Annotated in this window: 25 protein-coding genes and 1 pseudogene; 10 read left to right on the plus strand and 16 right to left on the minus strand. The window is 38.1% G+C overall.

Features of this window, described 5'->3' with window-relative positions; all coding sequences use genetic code 11:
* Window positions 1–17: 17 nt before the first annotated feature.
* From B5488_RS17865 to rpe, 15 genes and pseudogenes are all read right to left on the minus strand, one after another.
* A complete protein-coding gene (locus B5488_RS17865; protein WP_154045349.1) occupies window positions 18–158 on the minus strand; it encodes a hypothetical protein in 141 nt (46 codons plus the stop codon).
* Window positions 159–416: 258 nt separating this feature from the next.
* Window positions 417–773 carry a YHS domain-containing protein gene (locus tag B5488_RS08625; protein ID WP_170065317.1) on the minus strand — a complete coding sequence of 119 codons (357 nt, stop codon included), beginning with the start codon at window positions 771–773 and terminating at the stop codon, window positions 417–419.
* A gap of 98 nt (window positions 774–871) precedes the next feature.
* Window positions 872–1,489 carry a class I SAM-dependent methyltransferase gene (locus B5488_RS08630; RefSeq protein WP_079734895.1) on the minus strand — a complete coding sequence of 206 codons (618 nt, stop codon included), beginning with the start codon at window positions 1,487–1,489 and terminating at the stop codon, window positions 872–874.
* 716 nt (window positions 1,490–2,205) lie between these two features.
* Window positions 2,206–2,397 (minus strand): YgaP family membrane protein, encoded by a 192-nt coding sequence (locus B5488_RS08635; protein ID WP_079734896.1) that lies wholly within the window; start codon window positions 2,395–2,397, stop codon window positions 2,206–2,208.
* A gap of 192 nt (window positions 2,398–2,589) precedes the next feature.
* Entirely contained in the window at window positions 2,590–2,895 is a 306-nt protein-coding gene (locus B5488_RS08640) for a hypothetical protein (RefSeq protein ID WP_079734897.1), read from the minus strand.
* Window positions 2,896–2,951: 56 nt separating this feature from the next.
* On the minus strand, window positions 2,952–6,152 hold the full coding sequence (locus B5488_RS08645; RefSeq protein WP_079734898.1) for an efflux RND transporter permease subunit: 3,201 nt from the start codon (window positions 6,150–6,152) through the stop codon (window positions 2,952–2,954).
* Window positions 6,153–6,382: 230 nt separating this feature from the next.
* Window positions 6,383–7,456: an efflux RND transporter periplasmic adaptor subunit gene (locus tag B5488_RS08650; RefSeq protein WP_079734899.1), complete on the minus strand. Its 1,074-nt coding sequence runs from the start codon at window positions 7,454–7,456 to the stop codon at window positions 6,383–6,385.
* 50 nt (window positions 7,457–7,506) lie between these two features.
* Window positions 7,507–8,820, minus strand: a complete 1,314-nt coding sequence (locus B5488_RS08655) for a TolC family protein (protein WP_106197151.1) — start codon at window positions 8,818–8,820, stop codon at window positions 7,507–7,509.
* A gap of 17 nt (window positions 8,821–8,837) precedes the next feature.
* Window positions 8,838–9,989, minus strand: a complete 1,152-nt coding sequence (locus B5488_RS08660) for an NAD(P)/FAD-dependent oxidoreductase (protein ID WP_079734900.1) — start codon at window positions 9,987–9,989, stop codon at window positions 8,838–8,840.
* A 295-nt stretch (window positions 9,990–10,284) separates the two neighbouring features.
* Window positions 10,285–10,866, minus strand: a complete 582-nt coding sequence (locus tag B5488_RS08670) for a hypothetical protein (RefSeq protein ID WP_231919822.1) — start codon at window positions 10,864–10,866, stop codon at window positions 10,285–10,287.
* 68 nt (window positions 10,867–10,934) lie between these two features.
* Window positions 10,935–12,497, minus strand: a complete 1,563-nt coding sequence (locus tag B5488_RS08675) for a multicopper oxidase family protein (RefSeq protein ID WP_231919823.1) — start codon at window positions 12,495–12,497, stop codon at window positions 10,935–10,937.
* Between the two features lie 205 nt (window positions 12,498–12,702).
* The gene (locus tag B5488_RS08680; RefSeq protein ID WP_231919824.1) at window positions 12,703–13,176 is read right to left on the minus strand and encodes a DUF302 domain-containing protein; all 474 of its coding nucleotides are present in this window, start codon (window positions 13,174–13,176) and stop codon (window positions 12,703–12,705) included.
* A gap of 10 nt (window positions 13,177–13,186) precedes the next feature.
* Window positions 13,187–13,574: pseudogene (locus B5488_RS08685) on the minus strand (DUF302 domain-containing protein).
* Between the two features lie 4 nt (window positions 13,575–13,578).
* A complete protein-coding gene (locus tag B5488_RS18400; protein ID WP_079734905.1) occupies window positions 13,579–13,770 on the minus strand; it encodes an SHOCT domain-containing protein in 192 nt (63 codons plus the stop codon).
* Between the two features lie 626 nt (window positions 13,771–14,396).
* Window positions 14,397–15,047: a ribulose-phosphate 3-epimerase gene (gene rpe / locus B5488_RS08695; protein WP_079734906.1), complete on the minus strand. Its 651-nt coding sequence runs from the start codon at window positions 15,045–15,047 to the stop codon at window positions 14,397–14,399.
* Between the two features lie 407 nt (window positions 15,048–15,454).
* Here rpe and B5488_RS08700 point away from each other — a divergent pair, with 407 nt between their 5' ends.
* The 10 genes from B5488_RS08700 (at window position 15,455) to B5488_RS08745 (ending at window position 25,387) form a co-directional block, all read left to right on the plus strand.
* Complete coding sequence (locus B5488_RS08700; protein WP_197686314.1) at window positions 15,455–16,015, plus strand: helix-turn-helix domain-containing protein; 561 nt, start codon at window positions 15,455–15,457, stop codon at window positions 16,013–16,015.
* Between the two features lie 325 nt (window positions 16,016–16,340).
* Window positions 16,341–17,141: a (Fe-S)-binding protein gene (locus B5488_RS08705; protein ID WP_079734908.1), complete on the plus strand. Its 801-nt coding sequence runs from the start codon at window positions 16,341–16,343 to the stop codon at window positions 17,139–17,141.
* Window positions 17,142–17,756: 615 nt separating this feature from the next.
* The gene (locus tag B5488_RS08710) at window positions 17,757–18,092 is read left to right on the plus strand and encodes a hypothetical protein (RefSeq protein WP_079734909.1); all 336 of its coding nucleotides are present in this window, start codon (window positions 17,757–17,759) and stop codon (window positions 18,090–18,092) included.
* Between the two features lie 76 nt (window positions 18,093–18,168).
* Window positions 18,169–18,354 (plus strand): hypothetical protein, encoded by a 186-nt coding sequence (locus B5488_RS08715; RefSeq protein WP_079734910.1) that lies wholly within the window; start codon window positions 18,169–18,171, stop codon window positions 18,352–18,354.
* Between the two features lie 17 nt (window positions 18,355–18,371).
* Entirely contained in the window at window positions 18,372–18,734 is a 363-nt protein-coding gene (locus B5488_RS08720) for a cupin domain-containing protein (RefSeq protein WP_079734911.1), read from the plus strand.
* A gap of 55 nt (window positions 18,735–18,789) precedes the next feature.
* Window positions 18,790–19,428 carry a PIG-L deacetylase family protein gene (locus tag B5488_RS08725; protein ID WP_079736564.1) on the plus strand — a complete coding sequence of 213 codons (639 nt, stop codon included), beginning with the start codon at window positions 18,790–18,792 and terminating at the stop codon, window positions 19,426–19,428.
* A 19-nt stretch (window positions 19,429–19,447) separates the two neighbouring features.
* Entirely contained in the window at window positions 19,448–20,590 is a 1,143-nt protein-coding gene (locus B5488_RS08730) for a glycosyltransferase family 4 protein (RefSeq protein ID WP_079734912.1), read from the plus strand.
* A gap of 7 nt (window positions 20,591–20,597) precedes the next feature.
* Complete coding sequence (locus B5488_RS08735; RefSeq protein WP_079734913.1) at window positions 20,598–21,764, plus strand: glycoside hydrolase 100 family protein; 1,167 nt, start codon at window positions 20,598–20,600, stop codon at window positions 21,762–21,764.
* A 334-nt stretch (window positions 21,765–22,098) separates the two neighbouring features.
* On the plus strand, window positions 22,099–24,420 hold the full coding sequence (locus B5488_RS08740) for a glycosyltransferase family 4 protein (protein ID WP_079734914.1): 2,322 nt from the start codon (window positions 22,099–22,101) through the stop codon (window positions 24,418–24,420).
* A complete protein-coding gene (locus B5488_RS08745; RefSeq protein WP_231919825.1) occupies window positions 24,359–25,387 on the plus strand; it encodes a glycosyltransferase family 4 protein in 1,029 nt (342 codons plus the stop codon). Before B5488_RS08740 ends, B5488_RS08745 begins: the two co-directional genes overlap by 62 nt.
* On the opposite strand, the gene B5488_RS08750 is transcribed toward B5488_RS08745, so the two are convergent.
* Window positions 25,384–26,844 carry a glycoside hydrolase family 130 protein gene (locus tag B5488_RS08750; protein WP_079734915.1) on the minus strand — a complete coding sequence of 487 codons (1,461 nt, stop codon included), beginning with the start codon at window positions 26,842–26,844 and terminating at the stop codon, window positions 25,384–25,386. The genes B5488_RS08745 and B5488_RS08750 overlap by 4 nt on opposite strands.
* Between the last annotated feature and the right edge of the window lie 41 nt (window positions 26,845–26,885).

Here is a 26,885-nt window from a genome sequence, read left to right on the forward strand (position 1 = left end):
TCTTCTTGGTTTAAATATTAACCAATTATCCCATCCTTATCAATAACTACTTCAAAGTAATGGTAGCTAACTACATTCTTCATCACTTCGTTCATTCCACTACGTTGTTCTTTGTCCAATTTTAACAATCGCTGCATTTTCTTTGCAATTGGGAACATTTATAACCATATTAAAGATCAATAATCCAAATGCATGTAGGGGTTACATAAATTCTTAGGAAGTTACATCATTCACACTTTTAGTTAAATATGTTATTCTCTACTTTAAAATTTAAAATTATCATAAAACGAGACTATTAAATATGATGAAAGTCAGGTATTGGAGAATTTTCCAACACGCTTATCAATATAAATGTTCCTGCCATATCCCTTATATATCTGTTGATCATAATTTGGAATTTTGATTTATAAATTATCTTAATGGTTTAATCCTACGAGCATTACACCAGCCATTGTTGCCACCATTACCGGAGCCCACCATCCTATTTGTGAAAATCCCATATGGTTGCCATTAGGTCTATTTCGGATTTTGGTGAAATTTTTCGGGTTTTTGTTGAAAACGCTGAGACATTCTTCTGAATCAAAATAATAGGTAGTGCCTTTATATTCCTGCATTATGGCAACAACAGGTTCTAGCGGTACCCCGCAAACAGGATCTGTATAGGGATTGGTAGCGAAATTGGTATACATCCTGTTCGTGGAACAGGATGATGTTCCCACTAGAATACTGGCAATTATTCCCAATAGGAGTGTTCTGTGTGTTAGTAACTTCATGGTTCTCATTTATACTTCTTTGGTTATTAGTTTGAGATTTTTTAGCGTAATTTTATTTTTAAAAGTTGTCTGCCCGGTTTAAATGGGCCATAGTATATCTACTTTATATTCCTCACCTTGATAAGTTTCACAATATCCCTCCATAAGTTAATAACCTCAATCTTTGTGAACCCGGCTTTTTTAAGGTTATCTACAGTTTGACGGTTAATGTTGGCACCCCAGATATTGAGGGGTAAAAAATTAAACCAGTCCATTAACCGACCAAGGACTTTTTGTTTGCTTCGCACATGCTCCAGCATCAGAAGTTGGCCACCAGGTTTTAAAACGCTCCTGATTTCCTGCAATCCTTTTACCGGATCGGGCACCGAACAAAAAACGCAGCTGGTTACCACTGTATCAAAAGTGTTGTCATCAAAAATCATATTTTGGGCATCCATTTCTATAAAAATGATATTACGTTTAACATTCTGATATTTGGATTTCGCCTTTTTGAGCATATTTTTGCTAAAGTCAATAGCGGTAAGTTTTACCTCTTCGGGATAGTAGGGAATGTTTTTTCCGGTGCCAACGCCAATTTCAAGCGTATTGCCGGTTACCTGGCTGGTAAGTTCCCGTCGCCATTTAGAAAATTTGGCAGTTTCCATAGGCCTTTCCATCCAATCGTAGTATCTGGCTACACGATTGTAACGATTTTTTATTTGCTCTGGTTTAGTCATGATCCTATCTTTTTAATCCCTCATTGAGGGTTTAATTCCCCGAGGCCTGCCCGAAATGAATTTCATTCAGGCGAGCTTGCCTCGAATTTTTAAAAGTATTTTCCAGTTCATACCTCATGGGCTTGCCCCGAGGTTCTTGATTCTATAAATTTTTACTCGAATGCTTGCCCCCGAATCCGCCTACCGTGCCGGTAACGAAAGTCGATTTTTAGAAATATTTTATTTTTCTAATTTTACATCTGCCAAATCGCCGTAAAAGAGATTACATATACCGTTCTATGGGGCCCACGACAACCCCTGATTGGATTCGGCGCTCCACAGGTTCTGGTCCGCGTAGTCACTATTTTCATAATTATTGTACTGGAAGACCTAATATAATCCAGATATGCATTCCTCCCTGTAATATAAAATTCTATGAGCTGTATAACCTGCATCCTAGAGGTTGTTTATGGCCGTTGATGACTGTGGATCATTGCAAAAAACATCCTGGGGTTATTTTTGTCCAATTCTTCCGATCAATTCGTCATAGGGAATGTTTTTTGAGCCTGGAATAGTTACTCCATCAGAGGTATCAGGTTTTCGTGCATAGATAATAGACAAATCCTTCATGTGGTGCGGATATACTTCTAACTCACCAACCGTAAGCAATGATTGTCCAGCTTTTATCGATGACCCAAAATTTAATTTAATTTTAAACCTAGTAAAATAAGAAGCAACTAATCCTTCACACCAAGTTTTGCTAAAATAATATCCATTAAACACCATTTTGTAATTGAAGACTGTAGCAAATTTGCTCCTACAAATGCCGTAAACCACAACCAGTTTATATTTACGTAAATGGCTAGTAATAAGCTTATAAGTATAAATGATCCTACAATGGCTCTAAAAACTCTATTTTTATTTTTCATGATTATTTATGTTTAATTTGATTTTTTTATGTTTAATGTAGTCAAATGAATATGTGACAGCGTTTTTAGTTCGGCATTAAAATCTTTGATTGATTCAATTAATACATCCACATTTTCTTTTGTTAACAAGGCATAAAACTTCCTGCTATTCCTCGTACTAATCTATTTATCCTCTTTTTTTATTTTTATGGATTAAATAAATTGCTCGATCCCCACAACAGCAACCCTAACCGGATTACTTGTTGGGAGGTTCTTATTATATTCTTTAATGAGTTCAAAAACCGGGGCTATAAGTTCCTCTTTCGTAAAAGAAAAGAAGAGCAAAGATTCATCACCACTCCGTTCTCCTGGAAACCAACTTTGAGCTGCAATAAAAGAATTTGTATTTTTATAGCCTTCTATATTAGAACTACTGAAAGCTTCAATTTCTGCCTCTTTCAATATTCTTAATACATCCTTTTGAAATTCTGCAACGGCAGTTATAATTAATAACTTCATAATGTTTTTATTTTATATTTAACCTTAAAGGACTTTTAATTTTTATGAGCGAAACCTTATTTATAATTTTTCTTTTCAATCATATAATATACCAGGGGTACTACCAGCAATGTAAGTACGGTAGAAACAATGGTCCCTCCCATAAGGGAGATTGCAAGCCCCTGGAAAATAGGGTCAAACAGAATCACAAAAGCACCTATCACCACAGTCCCTGCTGTAAGCAAAATGGGTGTGGTCCTTACTGCTCCGGCTTCTATTACCGCCTGTTTTAGCGGAATATCATCTTCAAGCCTTAAATTCACGAAATCTATTAATAGTACCGAGTTCCTTACCATGATTCCTGCCAGCGCGATCATTCCAATAAAGGAAGTGGCCGTAAAGAATGCCCCCATGATCCAGTGGCCCAGAACTATCCCCACTAATGATAGTGGAATGGCTACCATCATTACTAGTGGGGCTTTGAAGTTCTGGAACCAGCCAACAATAAGAATATAGATGATTATGATTGCCCCGAGAAAGGCTATTCCCAGATCCCTGAATACTTCAAGGGTGATTTGCCATTCCCCATCCCATTTCACGGTATAATCGTCTTCATACTGTGGTTGTTCCAGATAAAGCTCGTTCATGCTGTAACCCTTCGGAAGTTCAATTTCTTTAAGTTTTTCTTCCATCCCAAGGATAGCATAAACGGGGCTTTCCAGTTCTCCGGCCATATCGGCCATTACATAAACCACGCGTTTCTGGTTTTTACGGTAGATGCTTTTATCAAGCGTTTTTTCTTTCACTTTTACCAAATCGCCCACCGAAACCATTTGCCCATTATTTGAAGCTATCTGAATCTGGGAAATATCACTTATTGAAGATTTTTCCTTTTCATCCAGGGCCAATACAATTCCTATTGGCTGGGTGGCATCTTCATCATAAAGAAAAGTGATTGCCCTTTCTCCCAGGGCAGCTTTTAGGGTATATACAATTTGTTGAGGGGCAATGCCATTCAACATTGCCTTTTCTTTGTCTATTTCAAAATAATACTCGGTTTGATCGGCTTCTACCATCCAGTCAACATCAACCACATCTTGGGTATTGTTAAGGATAGTCTTTACTTCATTGGCGACTTCGATTTGTTTTTCATAATCTGGCCCGTAAATTTCGGCTACGATGGTAGAGAGCACGGGTGGTCCCGGCGGTACTTCTACAACTTTTACATTGGCGCCATACTTTCCTGCTATTTTTTGAATGTCCGGTCTTAGCAATTTGGCAATATCATGGCTTTGAGCACTTCGGTCTCCTTTTTTAGTCAGGTTTACCTGAATATCGGCCGTATTACTGGCACCACGTAAATCGTAATGCCTAACCAGTCCGTTAAAGGTGATTGGCGCCGAAGTACCCACATAACTTTGGTAATTAACGATTTCAGGACGTTGCGAGAGATACTGGCTGATCTCTTTGGTTACTACCGCTGTTCGTTCTAGGGTAGTGCCTTCTGGCATGTCTATAATAATTTGAAATTCATTTTTGTTATCAAAAGGCAACATTTTCACCAAGACAGTTTCTGTAAAAAATAGAGCAATAGAGCCTAGTAAAAGTAAAAAGGTAATTCCTAAAAAGAGCCATCGTTTCTTAGGATTTTCAATCAGTGGCGTTTCAATCCTGGAATAGAGCCTGTATATAAAATTGTCTTCTAGGCGTACCTTTTTTTCTTCCTCCTGTTTTTGGCCTTTTTTAACCTTTTCGCGCAGAAAGATATATCCCAGGTACGGAGTAATGGTGAGGGCGACAAACAAGGATAAGATCATCGCGATGGAAGCACCAATGGGCATTGGGCTCATATAAGGCCCCATGAGTCCACTTACAAATGCCATTGGCAGTACTGAAGCAATTACTGTTAAGGTTGCCAGAATAGTGGGGTTCCCAACTTCATTAATGGCATAAATAGCAGCCTGTTTAAATGGCAAGCGCTTCATCTTGAAATGCCGGTGCATATTTTCGGCTATAATAATAGAATCATCTACCACAATCCCGGTTACAAATACCAGGGCAAAAAGGGTTATCCTATTAAGGGTATAATCCAGCATATAGTAACTAAGCAGGGTTAGGGCAAAGGTAATGGGGACCGAGAGGAATACTACCAGGCCGCCCCGCCAACCCATAGCAAGCATTACCACCAGGGTTACCGCTATAATCGCCCCTAAAAGGTGCATCAGCAGTTCCGACACCTTTTGGGAAGCGGTTTCGCCATAATTTCGGGTAACCTCTACATGAACATCATCGGGGATTAAAGAAGTTTTTAGATGTTCTACTTTTTCAAGGATCACATCGGCAATTTTCATGGCATCGGCCCCTTTTCTTTTAGCTACCGAAATGGTCACTGCAGGGTATTCTGAGGAGTAGTCTGCCGCCTGCTCTTCGGCCTGGCCATATCCAAAATTAACATATTCCTTGGGTATTTCAGGTCCGTCCACAACCTTGGCAACCTGTTTCAGATAAACCGGCTGTTTGCCCTGCACCCCTACAATAAGGTTCTCGACATCTTTTGCTGATTCTAGAAAACTACCTGTAGTTACAAGGAATTCTGAATCGTGTGAATCAAAACTTCCCGAAGAAAGTTGTTGATTGTTCGCTTTGATTTTTTCGGTAATGCCTAGAAAATCGACCCCGCTGGAAGCCATTTTATCTTTATCAAGTACCACCCTTACTTGGCGGCTTCGACCCCCTATTTTTTTGGTAACAGAGACATCCGGTACTTTTTCAATTTCCTGAGTAAGCTCATTGGCTATTTGTCTAAGCTGGTAGTCGTTATAATTCTCACTCCAAAGCGTGAGTCCCAAAACGGGAACATCATCAATGGATCTGGTTTTTACTAGAGGCTGGGTAACATTGGATGGCATCTGATCCATATTTTTCATCAGCTCGTTATAGAGCTTCACATAAGAACGCTCCATATCTTCGCCCACATAAAACTGGACGATAACCATCCCCTGTTCCTTCATGGAAGTAGAATACACATATTCTACCCCCTTAATATTTGAAATTATTTTTTCCAGAGGTTTGGTAACCCGTGATTCCACCTCGGTCGGGCTGGCTCCCGGGTACCCGACGAATATGTCGGCCATGGGAACGTTTATTTGTGGCTCTTCCTCGCGCGGAATTAAAAACGAACTGTAAACCCCCACTACCATGAACACAATCATGAGGAGTACCGTAAGTTTTGAACTTATAAAACCTTTGGCAATTTTACCTGCTAATCCTTCTTTCATCTGTTGGTATTTATTTCTTTCTAAATGGTCAGATGTGATTTGCCAATTAATATTCGGTCCCAATAGCTATCGAGAGGAATCCAGTATTGTCTTGGCTCATTTCATCTATATATTTTTAATGCTTTAAATCATTTTTTTTGCGTGTCCCCTTTAGGAGCCGGACTTTTTGAACTGCATGGCAGCTGGCTTCAACCTCCTGTTTAAGGCCAGGTACCTCCCGTAAAAAACCCTTACTCTACACTAAGCCTAGCTCCGTTATAAAGCTTTCCTTCGGCATCTGTGATATATTGCTCCTCGGCTTTAAGGCCCGATAATACTTCAATATTATCACCGTAACTTCTGCCGGTACGTATCCATCGAAGCACTGCTGTATTTTGAGTGCTCACTGTGTAAATACCTTTTAAATCCCCACGGGTAATTATGGCCGATTCAGGTATTAATATTGCCTGGGAGGTTTTTGTTTTTTCAATTGGAAACTGTATGCTCACATACATTCCCGAAAGTATATCAGCATTGGTTTCCTGCAAACTTATTTTTACAGGATACTGCCCGCCGGTATTTTTTGCTGAAATTCCTACCTCGCTTACTTTTCCATCAATAGTTTTATCTATAGATTTCACAAGTACCTTCACCGGAGCTCCTTGTTGAATTGATGAAATTTCCGATTCGGGAACTGTTGCCCTTACTTCGAAAGCTCCGGGAGCTTCCATTGCCAGCAGGGGCATTCCCGGGTTGGCCAGAGTACCTTCTTCTGCAAATTTATTGGTAATCACCCCGCTAAAGGGAGCCCTAATGTTCACGTAGGCAAACTGGGATTCTGTTTCATTCTTCATTTGCGTGGCGGCTTCCAGTCTGGCTTTGGCCATTTCATAATTGGCCGTAACATCATCCAGTTCATTTCTGGAGGCGCTATTTTCTTCAAATAAAGCTTTAAAGCGCTGGTAATCTTTTTCGGCATTGTTATAGGCGGCAGTAGCTTCGGTGATTTTAGCGTTTACCTGTGCCAGCTGTGCCCGCAAATCGGAATTATTTATAGATATCAATAGCTGGCCTTTTTTAACCTTATCACCAATGTTCACATGAATTTTGTTTATAAAACCCATCATTCTGGTGCTTAGATTGGCACTGTTTACGGCTTCAATTTTTCCGCTCACGGTTACAAACGGACTGATGCCCTCAGCGGGCGAACTAAGGCTGACTTTAATTGCCTTCTTTTTATCGGGTGTGGTTTTGTCTTTCTCCTCGCCACAACTAATTAAAAGTGCGGCGGTTAAAAGGGCAAGGGTGTATAATTTAATTTGCATAATGTCAGTATTAATTCTTTATTTCAGAATTGTTTAATTTTTTTCCCTGCTTACCCAGCGCTTAAAAATTCAAAGTAGGCCAGTGCATAATTGTATTCATATATGGTCTGGAAATACTCCAGTTCTTTTTCCGAATATTGGGTTTCGGCCATCAATAGGTCGGTGGTCTTTTCCAGTCCCTGGCCAAAGCGGTTTGTTAGTATACGCAGTGATTCTTTAGACTGTTCCAAGGCGAGACTGGTAAGCCTGAGTTTGTTTTCGGCATCTGTTAAAGCCCGTTTCGCTTTGTTCAGTTCCAATTGACTTTTAGATACATATTGCTCATATTCAAGCTTTGCCTTTTCATATTCGGCTTTACTTTTATTGGCTTTTCCAAAACGTTTTGTTCCCTGCAAAATGTCCCAGCTTAGTGCCATCCCAACCAGATAACCATTGGCATCACCAGTGAATAATTCATCGTCATACAGCTCGTAGCTTCCAAAAGCATTGAGGCGGGGCAAAAAAGCCATTTTATCGGACTGGTGTATCTTTTTACGCGCTTCGGTAGCCATTTCCATGGCTTTAATATCAGCACGTTCCGCTAGTACTTTTAAAGTGGATGCTTCGGGCAGTGATTCCAGCTGAAGGGAATCTAAAGGTTGCATGATGACCCCCTGAGGTTCATTCATTAGAAAAGCCAGATAATCTGAAGCATTCTTAACATTACTCTTGGCATATTGCAATTGATTGTCAACTTCGGTTACACGCACTTCAACTACTAGCACATCATACCTCTGTAAATATCCCTGCTTTAATCTGTCATCGGCGAGTTTCTTATTGGCGAGGGTAGCCTCCTTTGCCTTTTCCAGAACAGCTATGGCCTTGTGGGCCAACTGTAACAACATATAGGCTTTTTCAACTTCCAGTATCATATATTCTTCAGTGCGTAGAGTCTGAAATTCACTAGCTTCCATTTTACTTTTAGCCGCTTTTCGCTGGTAAATGCCGTCCATATTAATTAAGGGCTGTTGCACCTCTAACTTGGTTGCGAAATTTTCGATTTTGTTGGGGTTGTTCAGTAAATCGGGATTAAAATCGCTCTGGGAAATAATCTCCTGGTTTAATTTGGAACCAAAAGCCATCAGCGGATTGTTGGTGGTAAACCCGGTATGGGACAATTTTATATTGGGAAGAAAGACCGCATTGGTTTGGCGGTAATCTGCTCTAGCTTCAAAGAATTCCTGTTCAGATATTTTAAGTTTCTGGTTATTCTCCTTTACTTTGGAAATAACTTCTTCTTTTGCTATGATTCTTACTTCCTGGGCCTGAAGCACCAGTCCAAATAAAAAAACAGTGATATATAATGGAAGTTTAATAGCTATCATAATTTAAAGTGTTTTCTCTAGAAATTTTTAAAAAGCCAATATTTTTCAGACCACCATTTTTTTATATGCCCCCAATGATCTGGTGTTTTTAAATCTACCTTTTCATTGGAAGAGGTATAAAAATGTCCTTTCGCAGGTATTGCTTTTCCCTCCCCAGATTCTATAAAATATTCACCTTCGGCATTGAAGGTTTTGTTGGATTCCTTATTTCCTATTTTCCTGCCTATATTATGGGCTACGATTTTAGCCTGACTACGTGCAAAAATCCCGAGTTTTGGTAAGGAAGTTCCAGATTCGAGGGTTAAATCTACGATGTCTCCTATCGCATATACATTGGGATACGCTGTTTCCATGTTGAGTTCGTCAACCTCAATCCAACCAGATTTTCCTGCCAAATTGCTTTTTCTGATAACAGCAGGACTCAGGTGTTCAGGCGTAAAAGCCAATAAATCAAAACTGTAGTTTTCAAAGTCGTCAAATTCCAGGGAATTTTTTGTAGCAGAAGTGATTTGATGTGAACTAAAGTATTTAATCCCCTTCTTCATCAGTAAAGATTTCAATTCACTTGAAGCTTCCTCTCCTGCAAATTCCATAGGTTCTTTTTCGGGTGTATAGATTGAAATCTCGGTTTTATTGCTTAAGCCTTTATTAGAGATATAATCCTGAATTAACATCGCTGCTTCATAAGGAGCGGCAGGGCTTTTATATGGTAGTGAGGCAATTAAAACAGCAATTTTCCCTCCCGTGAATCTTTCCAGTTCTGCATAAAACCCCTCTGCGCCTTTCAGCTGAAAAAAATTATAACCATATTCATCAAGTTTATATTTGGCTTGCTGTTCCACACCCAGGGAAACTACCATATAATCCCCTTTGTATTCTTCATCTTTAACGGTAACTGAAATATTTTCTGGATCTACAATCTCAATCTCCCCCTTTACAACCTCAAGTCCGGAGGCCTCTATATTTTTGGTAGATTTATAAATTTGATCGGATTTTCTTTTACCCACCATCAACCATGGGAGAGATGGAGAAAAAACACTCTGTTCCTCTTTTTCGAAGACAATAATTTTTAATAAGTGAATATTATCTTCATTACCACTATTTATACTGAGTTCCCGGGCAATTTCTATCCCTCCAATGCCAGCACCTAATATTAAAACTGTTTTCATTTTTATAACTTTTTTAGTAATTCCTGTTGTTCCTTTATGACTTGAATCTAAGGTTATCTGAAATTTCTGTGAGTTGTAAAGCGTACCTCTTCATCTATTTTCATTGAACGTATATTCTTGATTTTCAAATCCCTCTTTGGTTATTTCACCTTTTTCGCACCTATTTTTTAATATATTCATAGGGCTTTCATGTCTTTTTTCAACCGGCCTGTTTTTATTTTTTCGGTATAAAAGAATATCACAAAAGGAAGAAGGCCAAAACCTATTATCCACCACCATATCATCATCATAATTATTAGTGTTTATGATTTTCTGAATTAGATTTTTTCTCCTTCATCTTAGATTTCATTTTTTCTTTCATCTCAGGATTTTTTTTCATCATTTTCTGCATCATTTCTTCCATCATTGCAGGGTTGTTATCCATCATTTCCATCATCTTTGCTTTCATTTCCATTTTCATCATTTCGTTGTTATGGATTTCATCCATCAGCATTTTACGGCCCTCTTCACTCTCCATCATTTTAGCTAGCATTTTAGATTGCATCTTTTTCATCATTTCCGGATTTTTCTCCATCATTATTTGCATATGGGATTGCATTTTTTCTTTCATTTCGGGATTTTTGTCCATCATCATTTTCATATTTCCAGATTCCATCTGTTCTATATGGGCCTTCATCAATATCTTTTTGGCCTCTTCATTTTTTTGCGCCTCGCTGATGAAATTGGTCAACTGGACAGGATTTTCAATGATTTCTTGATAAATGGCATTTCTATTTTCTGTTACCTGCATTGTTTCGGTAGCATTGAAGGATGATTTGCAACTAAGCATGGTTCCAACTAATCCAATTGTCATTAAAATTTTTACTGTTGTTTTCATGTTATTCATTTTTAGATTATTAAATATTCGGTTAAACTGATTTGTTTATTTTTTTGGAATCGATTAATTCATTCAATTTTAAAATTCCTCATCATACCCATATCCTCGTGTTCCAGGTTATGACAATGGTAGAGGAACAATCCTTTAAAATCCTCAAAACGCATTACGAGGTCCATGTACATTCCAGGTAGTAGATACACGCTATCTTGACGTCCTTCATCTATGAACCCGTCTTTAAGGGCATTCCATAAGTTTTGATCAACGTTTTCGGTATTTCTGTTTATAATATTGAACTGCAATTGATGAATGTGTACAGGGTGTGGCATTTGCATCATATTTCCCATACCGCTACCATTGCCCATCATACCCCTGTTGTTTCCCATCATACCGCGTCCATCTTTTTGATTTTTAGTAGAAATGTTTCCTCCATTGTTTATTCGCCAGACCTCGGTGGTATTAAGCTTCACAATTTCATCTTCCGCCACCTCCATCCCATTGTAGATTCTTCCGTTTATCGTCCATTTCATCATTCCCTCCATTGCAAAATTGAATGTTCTTGGAGAATTCCTGTTCTCAGCATCGGCTGGGTCTAAAGCCTGTGAAACTGACAACCTCTCCGGCAGTTGAGCGTCATTCTTCCTTGATTCTCCTATGATAATATTGAGGATATCGAATTGACTATTGTAAGGCATCGAATTCTCACTTTTGTTACCCATCATACCACCACTCATCATATTGTCCAATGGTATAGGTAGGTGAATTAACCTTAACTCCTCGTTTTCTGATTTCTTGGATAAATCTAGCCAAACGTCGACCCGTTGCGCGGGACCTAATAATAAATAGGGTAATTTTTTAGGACTTTCCAAAAGCCCACCATCTACACCAAAAACGGTAAGGGATTCTCCCGTATTCCAAGCTAATTTGTAGGCGCGGGAGTTAGAACCATTGAGCAGTCGTAACCGATATTTTCCGTCTTTGTTTAGGGATAGAGTATTATCCACTTTTCCATTTATAAGTATTTGATTCCCTAAAAAGCCCTGCATTTGGTCCATTCTTCCATTCGGCAAATAGACCAATTGGTTGTTTTTATCAAAAGTTTTGTCCTGAATAACAACAGGAATATCATAATCCCCAGTTGGCAGGTTCAAGGCTTTTTCCTCTTCATCTGTAACGATGAACAATCCTGCCAACCCCTTATAAACCTGTTCTCCCGTATGACCATGTGGATGTGGATGAAACCAATAAGTACCAGCTCTGTTCATAACTTCAAACTCGTAGATATAAGTTTCCCCTTTGTCTATTACGTGTTCTGGGTGCCCATCATTTTCGTGCGATACGTGCAAGCCATGCCAATGGATAATTGATTTTTCAGAAATCTCATTTTCAAACCGTATCCGTACCTTATCTCCTTTCTTTACCCGCATTATTGGTCCAAGAGCACTTCCTTCTAACTGTTGTAAAGTTTGTTTATCCCCCGTTATTAAAGAACCCTTATACGAATAGGTATCCGTTTTTTTGACGGACAGAATTGTAGTACTTGATTGTACTGCCTTTAATTGAATATCCACGTCGGCATTAAAATCGCTATTGATAGTAGTTCCAACATTGGGATGAGCAGAAGACGTGTCCATTTTACAAGAACTAAATAATGGCATCACATAAAACCCGGCAGCAAACAGGCTAGCTGTTTCGATGAAACTTCTTCTATTGTACTTATTACTATCTTTCATCAACAAATTTTTTCAAATTAAAATTATACAATTATGATGTTGCAGTAAAGGTTACCAGTACGATTACTAAAATTCCCTTTGCTATTTTCTCTTTGTTTCATTTTAATTATAATTTTACGTGAAGTTGTTCGATATTGTCAAGCACCTTTATCAAGGTGTTCTTCGTGTTTTTTGCCACCTCCATTACGTCTTTTTTAATTGAGGACGACCAAGTAGTATCGGTATCTTCTATGGACACTTCTATAATAGAATTATCTTCCACTTCTTTAATGGTTACATGGCACGGAAAAAGAATGCTCATTTGAATGTCGCTAGCTATTAATTTTGATGCGGTTTCTATTTCACATACCATTAGAATGAGATGCCTTGGCATCTTTTCAAAGCTAGAGTCTAGATACTGTTTAACGTCAAATTCGCCAACAAGGTCAAGACCTAGTTTTGCGATGTTATTTTTTACGTTTTTTACTGCTTCATCAAAGGTGATACTGCCAAACCTCCTAGTGATACAGTAAGTGGTATTTCGACTTTCTGAATAATTTTGTTCTGAAACCTGTTTGTTTTTTCCCTTGTCATTTTCCATCATGTCTCTTTTAAAGTTTCTCGATTACATTTTCCAATTTAGTGGTAATGCCACTTGCTATTTCTGCCAGTATTTCATTATTGACCGCTTGCATGGATGCCATTGGGTTTACCGCCGCTACTTCTATGACCCCTTTTGATACTTCCTGGACAATTACATTGCAGGGTAACATCGTCCCAATTTTATCTTCTGGCTTGCAAAGCTTTATGTGCATAGGGAGGGTTACATGCTCCAAGTATTCTATATTTTTTAAAGTTTACATCAAGTTTTTTCTTTAAGGTTGCGGTTACATCAATCTCTGTGAGTATACCAAAATCTTCATCTTTTAATCCTTGAGCAACTTTTTCGATAACCTCTTCAAAAGTTCCATTGACAGTTTTATTAAAATAATACTTCATTGTTTTAATTTTTAGTGTTCAACGTTCGTTTTTGTTTTTCATATTCTTCTTTGGATATTTCGCCCTTGGCGAATCGGTTGTCCAGAATATCCATCGAATTTCCCTTCTTTTCTGTATTTTCTCTATTCCTTCCTTTGTACAGAAATACGCCCAATCCAAGCACAACCAGTATCAGTATCCACAACCACATCATCATATTGTATATTTTGATAATTATTTTTATTTGTAGTTTCCCCAATCTTAGGGCAGGGATTTATTATTCTTCCTTTTTCATTTTCTCTTTCATCTTCTACATCATTTCAGGATTTTGAGATCTCATGCAATCACAGCATTTTATAGAGTTAACAACTCCATAAGGCATTATTCAAATATTTTTCATTTCCTTTAATATCCTAATAACTACTTGCGGACTATTCTTCAGAATTCTAATCATAGTAAAGGTCAATAATCCAAATGCATGTAGGGTTACACAAATTCTTAAGAAAGTTACATCATTCACATATCCCTGATGAAATAAATATTTTCATTGAATGTGCCTGGTGCCCTAATCAATTCTTAGAGTTTAATGTTGTATCCTGAAAAGTGCTTTATTTTTATTTTTCAGATTTATTCTTTGTGATTTTTCCGATGTCTTCAATGGGCTGTACCTCCACGAGTCCCACCTGCTTACAGGGTCATGGAAACATTTGACAAGTGAGGCGATAAATTGGTCATTGTACCCACCTTCTCTTTCTGGTTGCTAACTTCTATAGTTATAGCTTCAGCTTTAATTTCTGGTTTTGTAAGTGCGAGAATAGCTGTTATTCATATAAAATACAGCATTTATAATGCCTTTAAAGTAGCAATGGTTTTAGTGGGATTGGAGGATTCAAAAACAGAACTCCCCGCAACCAATATATCTGCACCAAGTTCAATAAGTCTAACGGCATTCGAAAGATTTATGCCGCCATCTACCTCTATTATGGCTTTTGAACCGCTTTTATCAATTAAATTACGAGTATTTTCAATTTTTTGATAGGTGTGCTCTATAAATTTTTGTCCCCCAAAGCCGGGATTAACAGACATAATAAGTACCTGGTCTATATCCCTTATAATCTCTTCCAGATTATTCACGGCCGTATAAGGATTGAGTGCCACTCCCGCTTGCATGCCTTCCTGTTTAATAGCCTGGATGGTACGGTGCAAATGGGTACATGCTTCTGTGTGAACTATTAAATTACTGGTTCCGGCCTCCTTAAAGCGACGGATGTACCTATCTGGCTTTATAATCATTAAGTGCACGTCAAGCGGTTTTGATGCATAACGATTTATGGCCTCAAGCACTGGGAAACCGAATGAAATATTAGGAACAAAAACGCCATCCATAATGTCAACGTGAATCCAATCGGCATCACTCTTATTGAGCATTTCGATATCCTTGATAAGATTGGCAAGGTCGCCCGCAAGAATGGATGGTGCTATCAAGTGTGACATTTAATTTTATTTTATTTTCAATCTATTAAAACTCGAAACTTTTTCTTCGGACTTTATCTAAACTGATTGAGTAAAGAGTTCTATTTATATATAAATCAACACTTTAAAAAAAATTTGTAACTTACTAACTTATTAACTAACTACGCTGTAAAGTTAAAAAATAAGGCTTGATCAATCATCATTTTTGTATACCAGTATCTTAATTATATTTCTTCTTTCATACTGATAAGGAGGACTATAATTTAGTAAAAAAGGATTTTACATTTCAAAATTAGCAAGTTTTCTTTGATTGCTCAAAAAAATTCTTATAAGTATACAAAAAGCTGATACTGGTCATATTATATAATAAGTTTTACTCTTTTATTTACGGTATATATCCTGGTTAAGGAAACTAATTTAAGAACCCAATGATTATATACGTCAAATACATGGTATGTCTTCGTTGTAAAATGGTAGTAACGCTGGAACTTCAAAAGCTTGGGCTGCATTGTGTGAACGTTGATCTTGGAACGATAGAAATAAAAGAAACTATTACTGATTCCCAAAAAGAGCAATTATGCGAAAACCTGAAGAAATTTGGGCTGGAATTACTTGAGGATAAGCGAAATATCCTTATTGAAAAAATCAAGGCATTAATCATTGAAATGATACATTATTCAGATGAATTGCCAAAAGTGAACCATTCAGATTATATCTGTGAAAAATTGGGTTATAATTATCAGTATTTGGCAAATACATTTTCCGAAGTAAAGGGAATTACCATTCAGCAGTTTATTATTTTAAACAAAATAGAACGTGTAAAAGAACTATTGCTATATGATGAGTTGAATTTAACTGAAATATCTTATAAGCTACATTATAGTAGCGTAGCGCATTTATCAAATCAGTTTAAAAAAATTACAGGACTCACTCCATTGTTTTTTAAAAAAATGAAAAATAAACGGTTTAGAAGTATAGAGGATTTGTAACACACAGTAAAAAAGGCAAAAAATTTAGTTTAAAAGCCTTGACATTATCTTGAGGCTTTTTTTAAACATGGGAATGCTGTAACTCTTCATGTTTAATGTGTAATACATTATCCGCAATAATCAGTCAATTTTAATGCTGGATTTGTTCTGATGATTTAAGGCTACAGCTATTTAAAGCACGACTAGTGAAGCATATCATATACGCGTTAGGATAGAAACGCGGTATAAAGGGCCAAGACCACACCTGCAGAAGGATCCAAAACCTAGAATGGGTATTGGCCAATTTTGCTATAATAGTATCATACAATTTAAACATAGAGCCATAATGAATATTTCCAAAGAAAAAATAATAGTCCCGACGATGGCTCAATTAGCTGCCGAAGGTAAAAGTCCCGAAATTCTTTTTTGGGTAGGTTGTGCCGGAAGTTTTGACGATAGGTCAAAGAAGATCACAAAGGCCTTTGTACGCTTGCTCAATCAAGCAAATATAGATTTTGCTGTGCTGGGCACTCAGGAAAGCTGTTGCGGTGATCCAGCAAAAAGGGCGGGCAACGAATATATCTTCCAAATGCAGGCAATGATAAATATCAAAACGCTCAATGGATATGGGGTTACAAAAATTGTTACCGCCTGCCCTCATGGTTTTAATACCCTTAAAAATGAATATCCCGAACTTGGGGGTCATTTTGAAGTAATACACCACACCCAGTTACTTCGTTCCTTGTTATCGGAAGGCCGTTTAAATGTAGATAGTGGGAAATTTAAGGGCAAGCGCATTACTTTCCATGATCCGTGTTATTTGGGACGGGCAAATGGGGAATACGAGGCACCCCGAAATTTGCTACAAAAACTTGAGGTTGAACTAGTCGAAATGAAGCGGAGCAGAACAAGGGGGTTTTGTTGCGGTGCGGGTGGGGCACAATTCTTTAAGGAACCCGAACCTGGAGACAAAGACATTAACGTTGAACGTGTCGAGGAAGCCATTGGGATCCGGCCTGAGATAATAGCCACCGGATGTCCTTACTGCGCCAATATGCTTACCGATGGTATCAAGGCAAAGAACAAGGAAGATGAAGTACAAGTGATGGATATAGCCGAAATGATCGCCAACGCGACCGACCTTTAAAACAAACTAATCGATTTATATATAGCTGGCCGATACGTTTTCGGTGTAGCACCCCAAATGTCCTCTAGAACAATGCTGAGAACGGCTATTTCGAAAAGATAGAAGAACTTTCCCAGAATTAATGATCACAATTGAGAAACACCAATACTATTTGCCTTCCTTAACTTATTTCGTAAATAGTACAGTTTATAAAACCTAACAAAAGCCGTTTATTTACCTCTACTAAACGAAACGGGTAGATTTATTGATGTATGCCTTGTTAAACCTTACCGAAATATAGAGTATTTGCGATAAAGAGTAAAAAAATCTAAATTTTCCGTTTAAAAGCCTTGACGTTAAAACTTTGAGGCTTTTTTAATTCTGACCAACAATAAAATGAAGGTGGGAATGCTGTAACTCTTCATTTTTTTTGTGTAATACTTTGTACCCATAATTCTGTCACCTTTACATTAAGATTATATCTAGTGCATGAAATCTCCTTTTAGCACACTTAATATTATAAAACCATAAAGGCATTAAAAATGCTCGGTTAACCGTCTTATGTAAGCTTAAATGGGCTTAGTATGACCTAAACTACATTTAGTGCAAGACAAGTAATCAATAAATTTAATTATAATGAAAAAAGAAAAATACCATTGGAGCAAGGAAGAGTTGAGAGCCTACATTCTGTTGCTCTCTGCAAAAGCAGATGCAATAGTGGCCAAAGAAGAACTTGACCTGATCAAGTCGATGACCACAGTTCAAACATTTAAAAAGATGTACGCAGAATTCCGTGATGATGACGAGGATCAAGCGCTTGAAAAGATCCGCGATTCCATACAGGACAATGATTATTCCTACGGGGACATTCTTATAATGAGGAAGGAGATAGAAGAAGTCTTCGCATCGGACGGAACTACTTTACTGAAGGAGAGCAATCTTGAAAGAATTTTGGATAATATGCTGTATTAATGGGTTTTAGACATCACATTTTAGACTTCAATTTTTAATAGGCATAAAAAATAAAGCTTATTCTAAAAGGATAATTGTGAAAAATCAACCCATAGAAGACCCTAATAACCTCACAGTAGTTAACAATGACACAAAAGATGTAGCCCCTTTTGAAATCTATTATGTAGGCATCCGCTTGCCCAAAGTTACCAAAATAAACAGCCATGAAAAGATGGCACTTACAAAATTATCAGGTGACCTAGATGGTCGCAACCCGACCTAAAACTTAAAATATAAGCAATGGAAAATACAGAAGTTGAAAAATTACAAGTAAAAGAAGTTGAAAAATCAAAAGTCTTTATTATCGTAGAGATTATAGAATACGTTCCCAATGCAGTGGTAATAAAAACCATCATAAAGAAAACTACGGGTAACGTATCTGTAATATCTATCGATGCGGGGGAGAACCTTACGGAAAGACTATCGAGATTCGATAATTTTATCCAGATAATTGAAGGCTGTGCTGAAATCTTAATCGACGACCAATTGCTCACCTTGGAAACGGGCCAGTCCATCATTATTCCTGCCAATTCCAAAAACACCATTAACGCCAATGAGCGTTTCAAAATGATCTCTACCATTATAAAAAGTGGATATGAATAGTATTACAAAATCTTAATGGACAATTTGAAGAAGAGCCATGGATGCATCACTAACTATGAAAAATCAAAAAGAGATAGCCGTCATCGTGGCGCATCCCGATGATGAAACCCTATGGTGCGGGGGTACTATGTTACTAAATCCAACCTGCAATTGGTTTGTAGCCTGTTTATCCAGAAAAAATGATCCTGACAGGAGCCCAAAATTTAAAAAAGTATTAAAAATATTGAATGCCAAAGGCATTATGGGCAATTTGGATGATGGCGCCGAACAAAAGCCATTGGATAAAAAAGCAGTAGAAAAAGTTATTTTAAACTTACTCCCTAAATATGATTTTGACCTGATTATAACGCACAGCCCTTTTGGTGAATACACCAGACATTTACGCCATGAAGAAATTGGTAGAGCAGTAATAGCCTTGTGGAAAGATAACAAAATCACTGCGAATGAACTTTGGGTCTTTGCTTTTGAAGATGGAAATAAAAAATACTATCCACAGGCCATAGCGTCTGCAAATATTCATCAAACACTTCCTCAAAATATATGGAAGGAAAAATACCGAATAATTACCGAGGTGTACGGTTTTATAAAAACTGGATTTGAAGCCCAAACAACGCCTAAAAGTGAAGCTTTCTGGAAGTTCAAAAATCCGAAGGATGTCCAAAATTGGCTGGATCATGAAGAAATTCCAGATTAAGTAATTTAATTTATTCTATATGAAAGTCTTGGTTCTTTATGATTATCCCCCTTCTCCTGGCGGTCTGGCAACACAAGGAGACTTACTTTTCCGAGGGCTTCTTGAACTTGGGGTAGATGCCCATGCCGCCCATTTTGAATCGGCACAGGAAAAAGAATGGTATTATCGATGGTTTGAGCCCGATGTAGTAGTTGGTGTAGGCTATTGGGGCCATACGCCACATTTAGTACTCCACCCACAGCGCTATAGTATTCGTGCTGTGCCTTGGTTAGTAGCCGATGGATATATTGCCAATTATCAAGAAATCTTAAATGAACTACCCCTAATTTTAGTAACCTCAAATTGGGTAAAAGAAATGTACGTACGGGACGGTATCAAAGCGGACAATATTGAGGTACTTCCCGTTGGGTGCGACACCACCTCTTTTATTCCCTTTGATAAAAATGAGCCTAAAATACTTGCAGTAAGAGAATCGTTGGGCATTTCTGCGGATCAACTAATGATATTGACCGTTGGTGGCGATGCCGCTTCAAAAGGTGCACAGGAGGTTATGCAGGCCTTGGCTATTATTGATACCAAAGCACCCGACTGGAAATACGTCTGTAAAGTATGGCCACAACCCCGAACAAAGGCCCAGAATCTTTTGGATCTCGAAATGGCCACCCATTTGGGCCTTGAAAAGAATATTACATACGCCACCAATACCATTTCAAGGAATTTTATGCCCTATTTAATAGGAGCCTGCGATATTTATGCAGCTCCTTCGAGGCTCGAGGGATTTGGAATGCCTCAAGTTGAAGCCGGAGCCTGCGGAAAACCAGTAATCGGGATTAAAGCAATGGGAATGTTGGATACGCTTATTCATGAAAAGACGGCATTTCTTGCAAGGGTAGCGAAAAAAATTGTGGTAAACGAAGTCGTTTTAGGCAAAGAATCAGGCTTTGAAAGCAAGCATAAAATTGAGTTTGATTGCCCTAGAACTGTGGATTATCGAGCGAATGTTCAGGATATAGCCAAGTATATGCTAACGCTCATGAACAATGAAAAACTTCGGATCGAAATGGGTAAAGCAGCACGAAAACACGTAGTTGAAAATTTCGATTACCGCGTGATAGCAAAAAAATTTATAAATATTATCCAGGAAAAGCTCGGAATTAATTAAAGTAAAAATGACTACAGAAAATCAAAATTTAATTAAATCTGCAGAAAAGGCCGCTTTGGAAGTTTTGTTACATAATTCTAAAGGGCCTTTCCTCGATTTGCCTAGAACGGCCGCTTGGGGCTATCCCGAACCTTATACCCGAGACCTTTTAATTTCGATTTTAGGAATAGCTACGTCAAAAAATCCTGCCCTTATCAATAGTATGCGTAGCGTTTTGGAAACACTTGCCAAAAATCAATCCTATAAAGGGCAGATTCCTTCGTTCGTCCATGATAAAAACAACCTGGGCTCCAGCGATACCACACCACTTTTTTTGATGGCAGTAGGGATTTTCAGAAAAGTGCTCGACGACTCACTTTTCCTGAAAGATGCCGCTGATAAAGCGCTCTTATGGATGGAATACCAATGCCCTACTAGTCATTATTTAATCGCCCAACAACCCACGAGTGATTGGCGTGACGAACAGTGGGTGCCTGGTTATGGGCTTTTCGTAAATACGTTGACCTACACAGGTCTCAAACTACTGGGAAAAGATAAAAACGCTAAAAACCTCGGTAATGCCATAAATCAACTCACGTATGCTTCTGATGAATCACATACCAGTCCTCATGAGGGACTTGCAATTAAAGATAAGCCCTATTACGCCCTTTGGTCGTACAAAGTATACAGCAGTGATCGATTTGATTTATTGGGAAATAGCCTCGCTATTTTATCGGGTTTGGCTATACCTTCAAAGGCTAAGGATATGGTTGATTGTATAAAAGCAGCCAGTGCCTCGATGCAAAAAAATAAGGCTTTAGCCCCTGATCTTACGCCCAATTTTTTCCCTTTTATCGAACCGAATGATGCGGATTGGTTACCTAGATATTCTGAATTTAACAAACCCGGAGATTATCATAATGGTGGGATTTGGCCGTTTATTAGTGGTTTTTATATCGCAGCTCTAGTTGCCATCAAAAAATATGATTTAGCCGAGAAAGAACTTTTGGCATTGACCAAACTTATCAAAATAGCCAGAAATAAGGAACTAGAATTCGGCTTCAATGAATGGTATAAGGCGCAGGACGGGAATCCAATGGGACAGGATTGGCAAACCTGGAGCGCATCAAACTATCTATTTGCAGCCCAATGTGTGGCGGAAAAAAGGACGCCATTTTTTGATTCCATACAGTAGAACTCAAATGAAACTGCCTATTTTCATAGGTTTACTTAAAGTCCAAACCTGTGAATTATGTAATTCTAATATTTTTTTGTTCAACTTTTTTATTTTGATATTCAGTACCTTAAAGTTGCTATTATTAGTAAAAGCAGAAAGAATGAATTTCACTAAAACCAAAAAAATGTCAAAAGGAAATAAGCCCTCTGCAAAGTCCAATAAACCGAAACTTGCTATAAACTTAATGGAAAACCCGCGCACAAAATTGCCATGGAAAACTTCAAAAATAGAACTTATAAAGGACGGGTTTTATAGATTATTGCCTTGTGCTGTTTAACTTAATTTAATCAAAATGAAACTAGCCTATATTGGTACCTATCCCCCACGTGAATGTGGTATTGGTACATTTACACAAAATCTTGCCCATGCAATGCTCGATTGTGGCAGGGGAATAAATGAGATCATGGTCATTGCATTGAACGATCATAACCTGAAATATTCGTATCCTCCAGAGGTAAAACTAAGAATCAATCAAGAACAACAGACCGATTATCTTGAAGCGGCCAACTTTGTTAATCTTAGTGGCGCGGATGCTTGTATCCTTGAACATGAATTTGGTATATTTGGTGGCCTTAGCGGAGTTTATATCTTGCCGCTTTTGCATCGCCTGAACATTCCTTTAATCACCACCTTGCATACCATTCTGGAAACCCCTTCCTATAATGAAAAGGCGATTTTAAAAGAAATTTGTAAAATGTCTGATAGAATCGTGGTGATGAGCCATAAAGCCATAGGTTTTCTTGTGGAAATATATGATGTGCCAGAAGAAAAAATCATACTTATAGAACATGGGGTTCCCGATATTCACTTTGACAAAGAACAATCGAGAAAGGAATTCAAACTGACCGAAAAGAAACTGCTCATGACCTTTGGTTTTATAGGTCGCAGTAAAGGAATCGAGACGGTCATCAAAGCATTGCCGCAAATTATTAAAAAGCATCCTGAAGTTCTATATATTGTCCTAGGCAAAACCCATCCCAATGTGCTTAGACATTCAGGTGAAGAATATAGAAATTATCTTCACGTCCTTATAAAAAAGCTAAAACTTAAGGATCATGTGTTGCTGCTAAACGAGTTTGTAGAAGAAAAAGAACTTTTTAAATATTTATCCGCCTGCGATATTTATATTACCCCATACCTAAATGAGGCACAAATTACAAGCGGTACGCTCACCTACGCCATGGGTTCGGGCTGTGTGGTCGTTTCTACACCATATTGGCATGCTGCGGAATTGATCGCCGAAAACAAAGGACGCCTTTTCGGTTTTAATGATTCTGATAGTCTTTCCCAAGTTTTAAATGAATTATTGGACAAGCCCGAAGTTCTGAACGAGATCCAGAAAAAAGCTTCTGATTACGGACAAAATATAACCTGGCCTAAAATAGGTAAAAAATATGCCGAGCTTATAATAAATGTTTTATCAGAACCAAAAGAATCCCTGCCAAAAAAAGAAAATATCATAGATCCTCTGTTGCTACCTCCATTTTCTTTGGGGCACATCAAAAGACTGACTGATGATACTGGCATTATCCAACATGCAAAATTCGGAATACCAAATCTTAAGGAAGGCTATTGTTTGGATGATAATGCACGGGCACTTTTAATGGTGTGTATGAGCTATAAGCAGAAAAAAGATCCGTTGGCATTGGAGTATATGCCCATTTATTTAAGCTATATCCATTATATGCAGAACAAGGACGGGACGTTCCGGAATTTTCTTAGCTTCAACCGGAATTTTATGGATGAAGTAGGTTCCGAGGATTCCTTCGGGCGAACCATCTGGGCCTTGGGGTATCTTTTGGGCAACGCACCGAATGACGCTTACTATCAAACAGGCAAGTTGGTCTTCTTTGATGCTGCTCCCAATTTTGAAAAACTGAAATCCATTAGAGGAATTGCGAACACCATAATTGGGATTTGCTATTACCTGAAAACCAATCCTGCGGATGATGATATGAAACAGTGTTTGCGCAAATTAACCGATACGCTTGTTTCCCATTACGACCAAAATCAATCGGAAAACTGGCAATGGTTTGAAGCACTTTTGGCGTATGATAATGGTATTTTACCCTTAGCCCTAATTCATGCAACCCAAGTTCTCGAAGATAAAAAAGTTACTGAAGTTGCATTAGCCACGATGAATTTTCTTACCGAACACACATTAAAAGATGATTATTTGTCTGTTATTGGTAATAAAGATTGGTATTTCAAGGATAAGGAGCGCTCTATGTTCGCTCAACAGCCTATAGATGCCATGGCTATGGTACTTATGTATCATCAAGCCTTTGTTTTAAGCAACAATCGGGATTTTCTTAAGAAACTTTTTATTTCATTTATGTGGTTTTTGGGTGAAAATGATATGCGTATGAGCCTGTATGATTTTGAGACTGAAGGATGTTGTGATGGTTTTGAAAGTTACGGGGTAAACAGAAATCAGGGAGCTGAAAGTTCATTGGCCTATCTTATTTCACATTTAATCGTATTACAGGCTTATGAAGAATCTTTTCAATTAGAAAAGATTACGGCACCAAATACCAAAAGATTGGCATTAAATGGAAGAAAACATAAAAATAGCAATATTGTCTCCCATCGCTTGGAGAACGCCCCCAACTGAATATGGACCTTGGGAACAGGTAGCCTCTAACATTACGGAAGGTTTGGTCAAAAAAGGTTTTGACGTAAGCCTTTTTGCAAGTGGCAATTCAATTACATCGGCCAAGTTGGAATCGGTTTGCGAGATGCCGTATGAAGAAGACCGCGCAAATGATCCTAAAGTATTGGAGTGTCTTCATATAAGCAATCTTATGGAACAGGCGGAACGCTTCGACATTATTCACAACCATTTCGATTTTCTCCCACTCTCCTATTCAAAGCTGATAAGAACGCCAATGATTACAACCATTCATGGTTTTTCATCTCCGAAGATCATTCCGGTCTATAAAAAATATAACGCATCATCAGCCTATATTTCCATTTCAAATGCTGACAGAAATACCGAATTGACCTATCTGGACACGATCTATCATGGTGTAGATCCAACTCTTTTTACCTTCAGAAAAGAAAAGAAAAATTACTTGCTTTATTTCGGAAGGATCCACCCTGAAAAAGGGGCACATAGGGCAATCGAAATTGCTAAAAATTCCGGGTATCCCCTAAAAATCGCGGGACTTATTCAAGATCATTCTTATTTTGAAACGCATATTAAACCATTTATTGACGATAAAAATGTTACCTATTTAGGAAATGTGGATCCAGTACTTCGAAATACTTTACTAGGAAAAGCAAAAGCGCTGCTCCATCCCATTTCGTTTGAAGAACCTTTTGGCCTCAGCGTTTTAGAAGCAATGATGTGTGGAACTCCCGTTGTTGCCTTCGCTAAAGGGAGTATGCCCGAACTTATTAAAGAAGGTGTCTCTGGCTATTTAGTAAATACCATTCCTGAAGCGGTCGCGGCAGTTGGGAGATTGGGAAATGTTGTTCCTGAGAAATGCCGGGCACATGCCGTTGCAAATTTTAGCCAAGATAAAATGATCGAATCTTATATAAAAGCTTATAATAAAGTAATAGAAAAAAATCTTTAGCTTAATAAGGCTTTGAACAATGCTTTCATTTCCACAACCGCATAGGTAGAAGAATAATCGGAGACGGCATATGGCAAAATCAAACTGCCATTATGAATAATAGAGCCACAGGAATAGACCACATTGGGCACATAGCCTTCCCGTTCTTCCTCTAAGGGCATTAGCAATGGTTCTTCCAAACGACCAATCTCTATAGAAGGATCCTCAAGATCCAGCAATGAAGCACCAATACAGTATCTTCTCATAGGTCCTACACCGTGCGTGATCACGAGCCATCCTTTTTCGGTCCATAAAGGGGAACCACAATTTCCTATTTGGGTAAATTCCCATGGGTATTTTGGTTTCTGAAGTAGAATGGGATTATTCCATAAGGTATTTCTTTCAGAAAACATCAAATAATTATTTACCCCATCCACCCTTGAAAGCATGGCATATTTACCGTTAATTTTTTTAGGAAAAAGCGCCAGATTTTTACCTATAGAGCCATTCCCGTGCAAAGGCATGATCCTGAATGTATAAAAGTCATTGGTAGAAAGTAGTTTAGGCATTATAACATGTCCGTTATAAGCAGTATAAGTAGCGTAAATCTTTATAGTACCATCGTCTTCAGTAAAACGAACAAAACGGGCATCTTCTATTCCGCGGCTTTCAGATTCTGAAATGGGAAATACAACCCGTTCGCTAATATCGGAATCAGGATGAAACTCGATATCATAATAAGAGTCTACCAACCAAGTAATTTCTTCTAGTGCTTTTCTTTTTCCTAAACTGATTGCATTCTCATTGAGTACATTTTTTACAGCATTTTTTAGAGCGTAATACTCAAATTTGGCTGGTAGGTCTTCCATAATGGTTTTGGAATACTTTGCGGAAATTCGCATCTCACGCATCTTTTCTACAAATCGTCCTTTGTCATAAAGCTTTTTATGAGAAATTTCTGCCATATCTATAGAATCGCCCACGGTCATTAATTGCATGTCGTTATTTTTATCGATAATAGCCCTCCTAAAAACGATGGAAGAAATATGCCCTTCACCAGTTGCCCTGAAGGAAAGGATAACTCGCATTTCTCCTTCCTCCAAATAGGACTGGTCGAAATCTTGAATAATGGAAGGATTAAAAAAAGCGGCGGACTCTATGGCATATTCCATGGTAAGATATGAACCAATGAGCATTTTTCGTTTTTTGGAAATAACATTAAAGTCAACATCCATCTCCTCAATAATATTTCTAATGTTGGCACAATGTTTTTCAAAGAGCTTGGTAATATTACGGTGTCTGCTTGCAAACTCCCTTAGGGTCTGTTCCAAAGATTCATGCACTTGACTTTCACTCATCGCAAAAATCAATGAAAGCAACTCTTTAGTCCGTTGTTCCCCATTCATAAAATACCGGGCCACAACCCTACTTGAATCAGGTAGAAATTTTACGTTTTTACGTGTAACCGGAACCCGCATATGTTTTTGGGAAAACAGAAAGGTACGCTATATAAAGAGCA

It is taken from the genome of Salegentibacter salegens, assembly GCF_900142975.1.
GTDB classification, from domain to species: domain Bacteria; phylum Bacteroidota; class Bacteroidia; order Flavobacteriales; family Flavobacteriaceae; genus Salegentibacter; species Salegentibacter salegens.

What these genes read in the sequence shown, in the direction of transcription:
- B5488_RS08670 (WP_231919822.1), bottom strand. Translation starts at nt 10,866, where the DNA reads ATGAAAACAACAGTAAAAATTTTAATGACAATTGGATTAGTTGGAACC.
- B5488_RS08720 (WP_079734911.1), top strand. Translation starts at nt 18,372, where the DNA reads ATGGAAAATACAGAAGTTGAAAAATTACAAGTAAAAGAAGTTGAAAAA.
- B5488_RS08660 (WP_079734900.1), bottom strand. Translation starts at nt 9,989, where the DNA reads ATGAAAACAGTTTTAATATTAGGTGCTGGCATTGGAGGGATAGAAATT.
- rpe (WP_079734906.1), bottom strand. Translation starts at nt 15,047, where the DNA reads ATGTCACACTTGATAGCACCATCCATTCTTGCGGGCGACCTTGCCAAT.
- B5488_RS08630 (WP_079734895.1), bottom strand. Translation starts at nt 1,489, where the DNA reads ATGACTAAACCAGAGCAAATAAAAAATCGTTACAATCGTGTAGCCAGA.
- B5488_RS08645 (WP_079734898.1), bottom strand. Translation starts at nt 6,152, where the DNA reads ATGAAAGAAGGATTAGCAGGTAAAATTGCCAAAGGTTTTATAAGTTCA.
- B5488_RS08635 (WP_079734896.1), bottom strand. Translation starts at nt 2,397, where the DNA reads ATGAAAAATAAAAATAGAGTTTTTAGAGCCATTGTAGGATCATTTATA.
- B5488_RS08700 (WP_197686314.1), top strand. Translation starts at nt 15,455, where the DNA reads ATGATTATATACGTCAAATACATGGTATGTCTTCGTTGTAAAATGGTA.
- B5488_RS08710 (WP_079734909.1), top strand. Translation starts at nt 17,757, where the DNA reads ATGAAAAAAGAAAAATACCATTGGAGCAAGGAAGAGTTGAGAGCCTAC.
- B5488_RS18400 (WP_079734905.1), bottom strand. Translation starts at nt 13,770, where the DNA reads ATGATGATGTGGTTGTGGATACTGATACTGGTTGTGCTTGGATTGGGC.
- B5488_RS17865 (WP_154045349.1), bottom strand. Translation starts at nt 158, where the DNA reads ATGTTCCCAATTGCAAAGAAAATGCAGCGATTGTTAAAATTGGACAAA.
- B5488_RS08625 (WP_170065317.1), bottom strand. Translation starts at nt 773, where the DNA reads ATGAAGTTACTAACACACAGAACACTCCTATTGGGAATAATTGCCAGT.
- B5488_RS08675 (WP_231919823.1), bottom strand. Translation starts at nt 12,497, where the DNA reads ATGGACACGTCTTCTGCTCATCCCAATGTTGGAACTACTATCAATAGC.
- B5488_RS08655 (WP_106197151.1), bottom strand. Translation starts at nt 8,820, where the DNA reads ATGATAGCTATTAAACTTCCATTATATATCACTGTTTTTTTATTTGGA.
- B5488_RS08735 (WP_079734913.1), top strand. Translation starts at nt 20,598, where the DNA reads ATGACTACAGAAAATCAAAATTTAATTAAATCTGCAGAAAAGGCCGCT.
- B5488_RS08725 (WP_079736564.1), top strand. Translation starts at nt 18,790, where the DNA reads ATGAAAAATCAAAAAGAGATAGCCGTCATCGTGGCGCATCCCGATGAT.
- B5488_RS08640 (WP_079734897.1), bottom strand. Translation starts at nt 2,895, where the DNA reads ATGAAGTTATTAATTATAACTGCCGTTGCAGAATTTCAAAAGGATGTA.
- B5488_RS08745 (WP_231919825.1), top strand. Translation starts at nt 24,359, where the DNA reads ATGGAAGAAAACATAAAAATAGCAATATTGTCTCCCATCGCTTGGAGA.
- B5488_RS08730 (WP_079734912.1), top strand. Translation starts at nt 19,448, where the DNA reads ATGAAAGTCTTGGTTCTTTATGATTATCCCCCTTCTCCTGGCGGTCTG.
- B5488_RS08740 (WP_079734914.1), top strand. Translation starts at nt 22,099, where the DNA reads ATGAAACTAGCCTATATTGGTACCTATCCCCCACGTGAATGTGGTATT.
- B5488_RS08680 (WP_231919824.1), bottom strand. Translation starts at nt 13,176, where the DNA reads ATGGAAAATGACAAGGGAAAAAACAAACAGGTTTCAGAACAAAATTAT.
- B5488_RS08750 (WP_079734915.1), bottom strand. Translation starts at nt 26,844, where the DNA reads ATGCGGGTTCCGGTTACACGTAAAAACGTAAAATTTCTACCTGATTCA.
- B5488_RS08650 (WP_079734899.1), bottom strand. Translation starts at nt 7,456, where the DNA reads ATGCAAATTAAATTATACACCCTTGCCCTTTTAACCGCCGCACTTTTA.
- B5488_RS08705 (WP_079734908.1), top strand. Translation starts at nt 16,341, where the DNA reads ATGAATATTTCCAAAGAAAAAATAATAGTCCCGACGATGGCTCAATTA.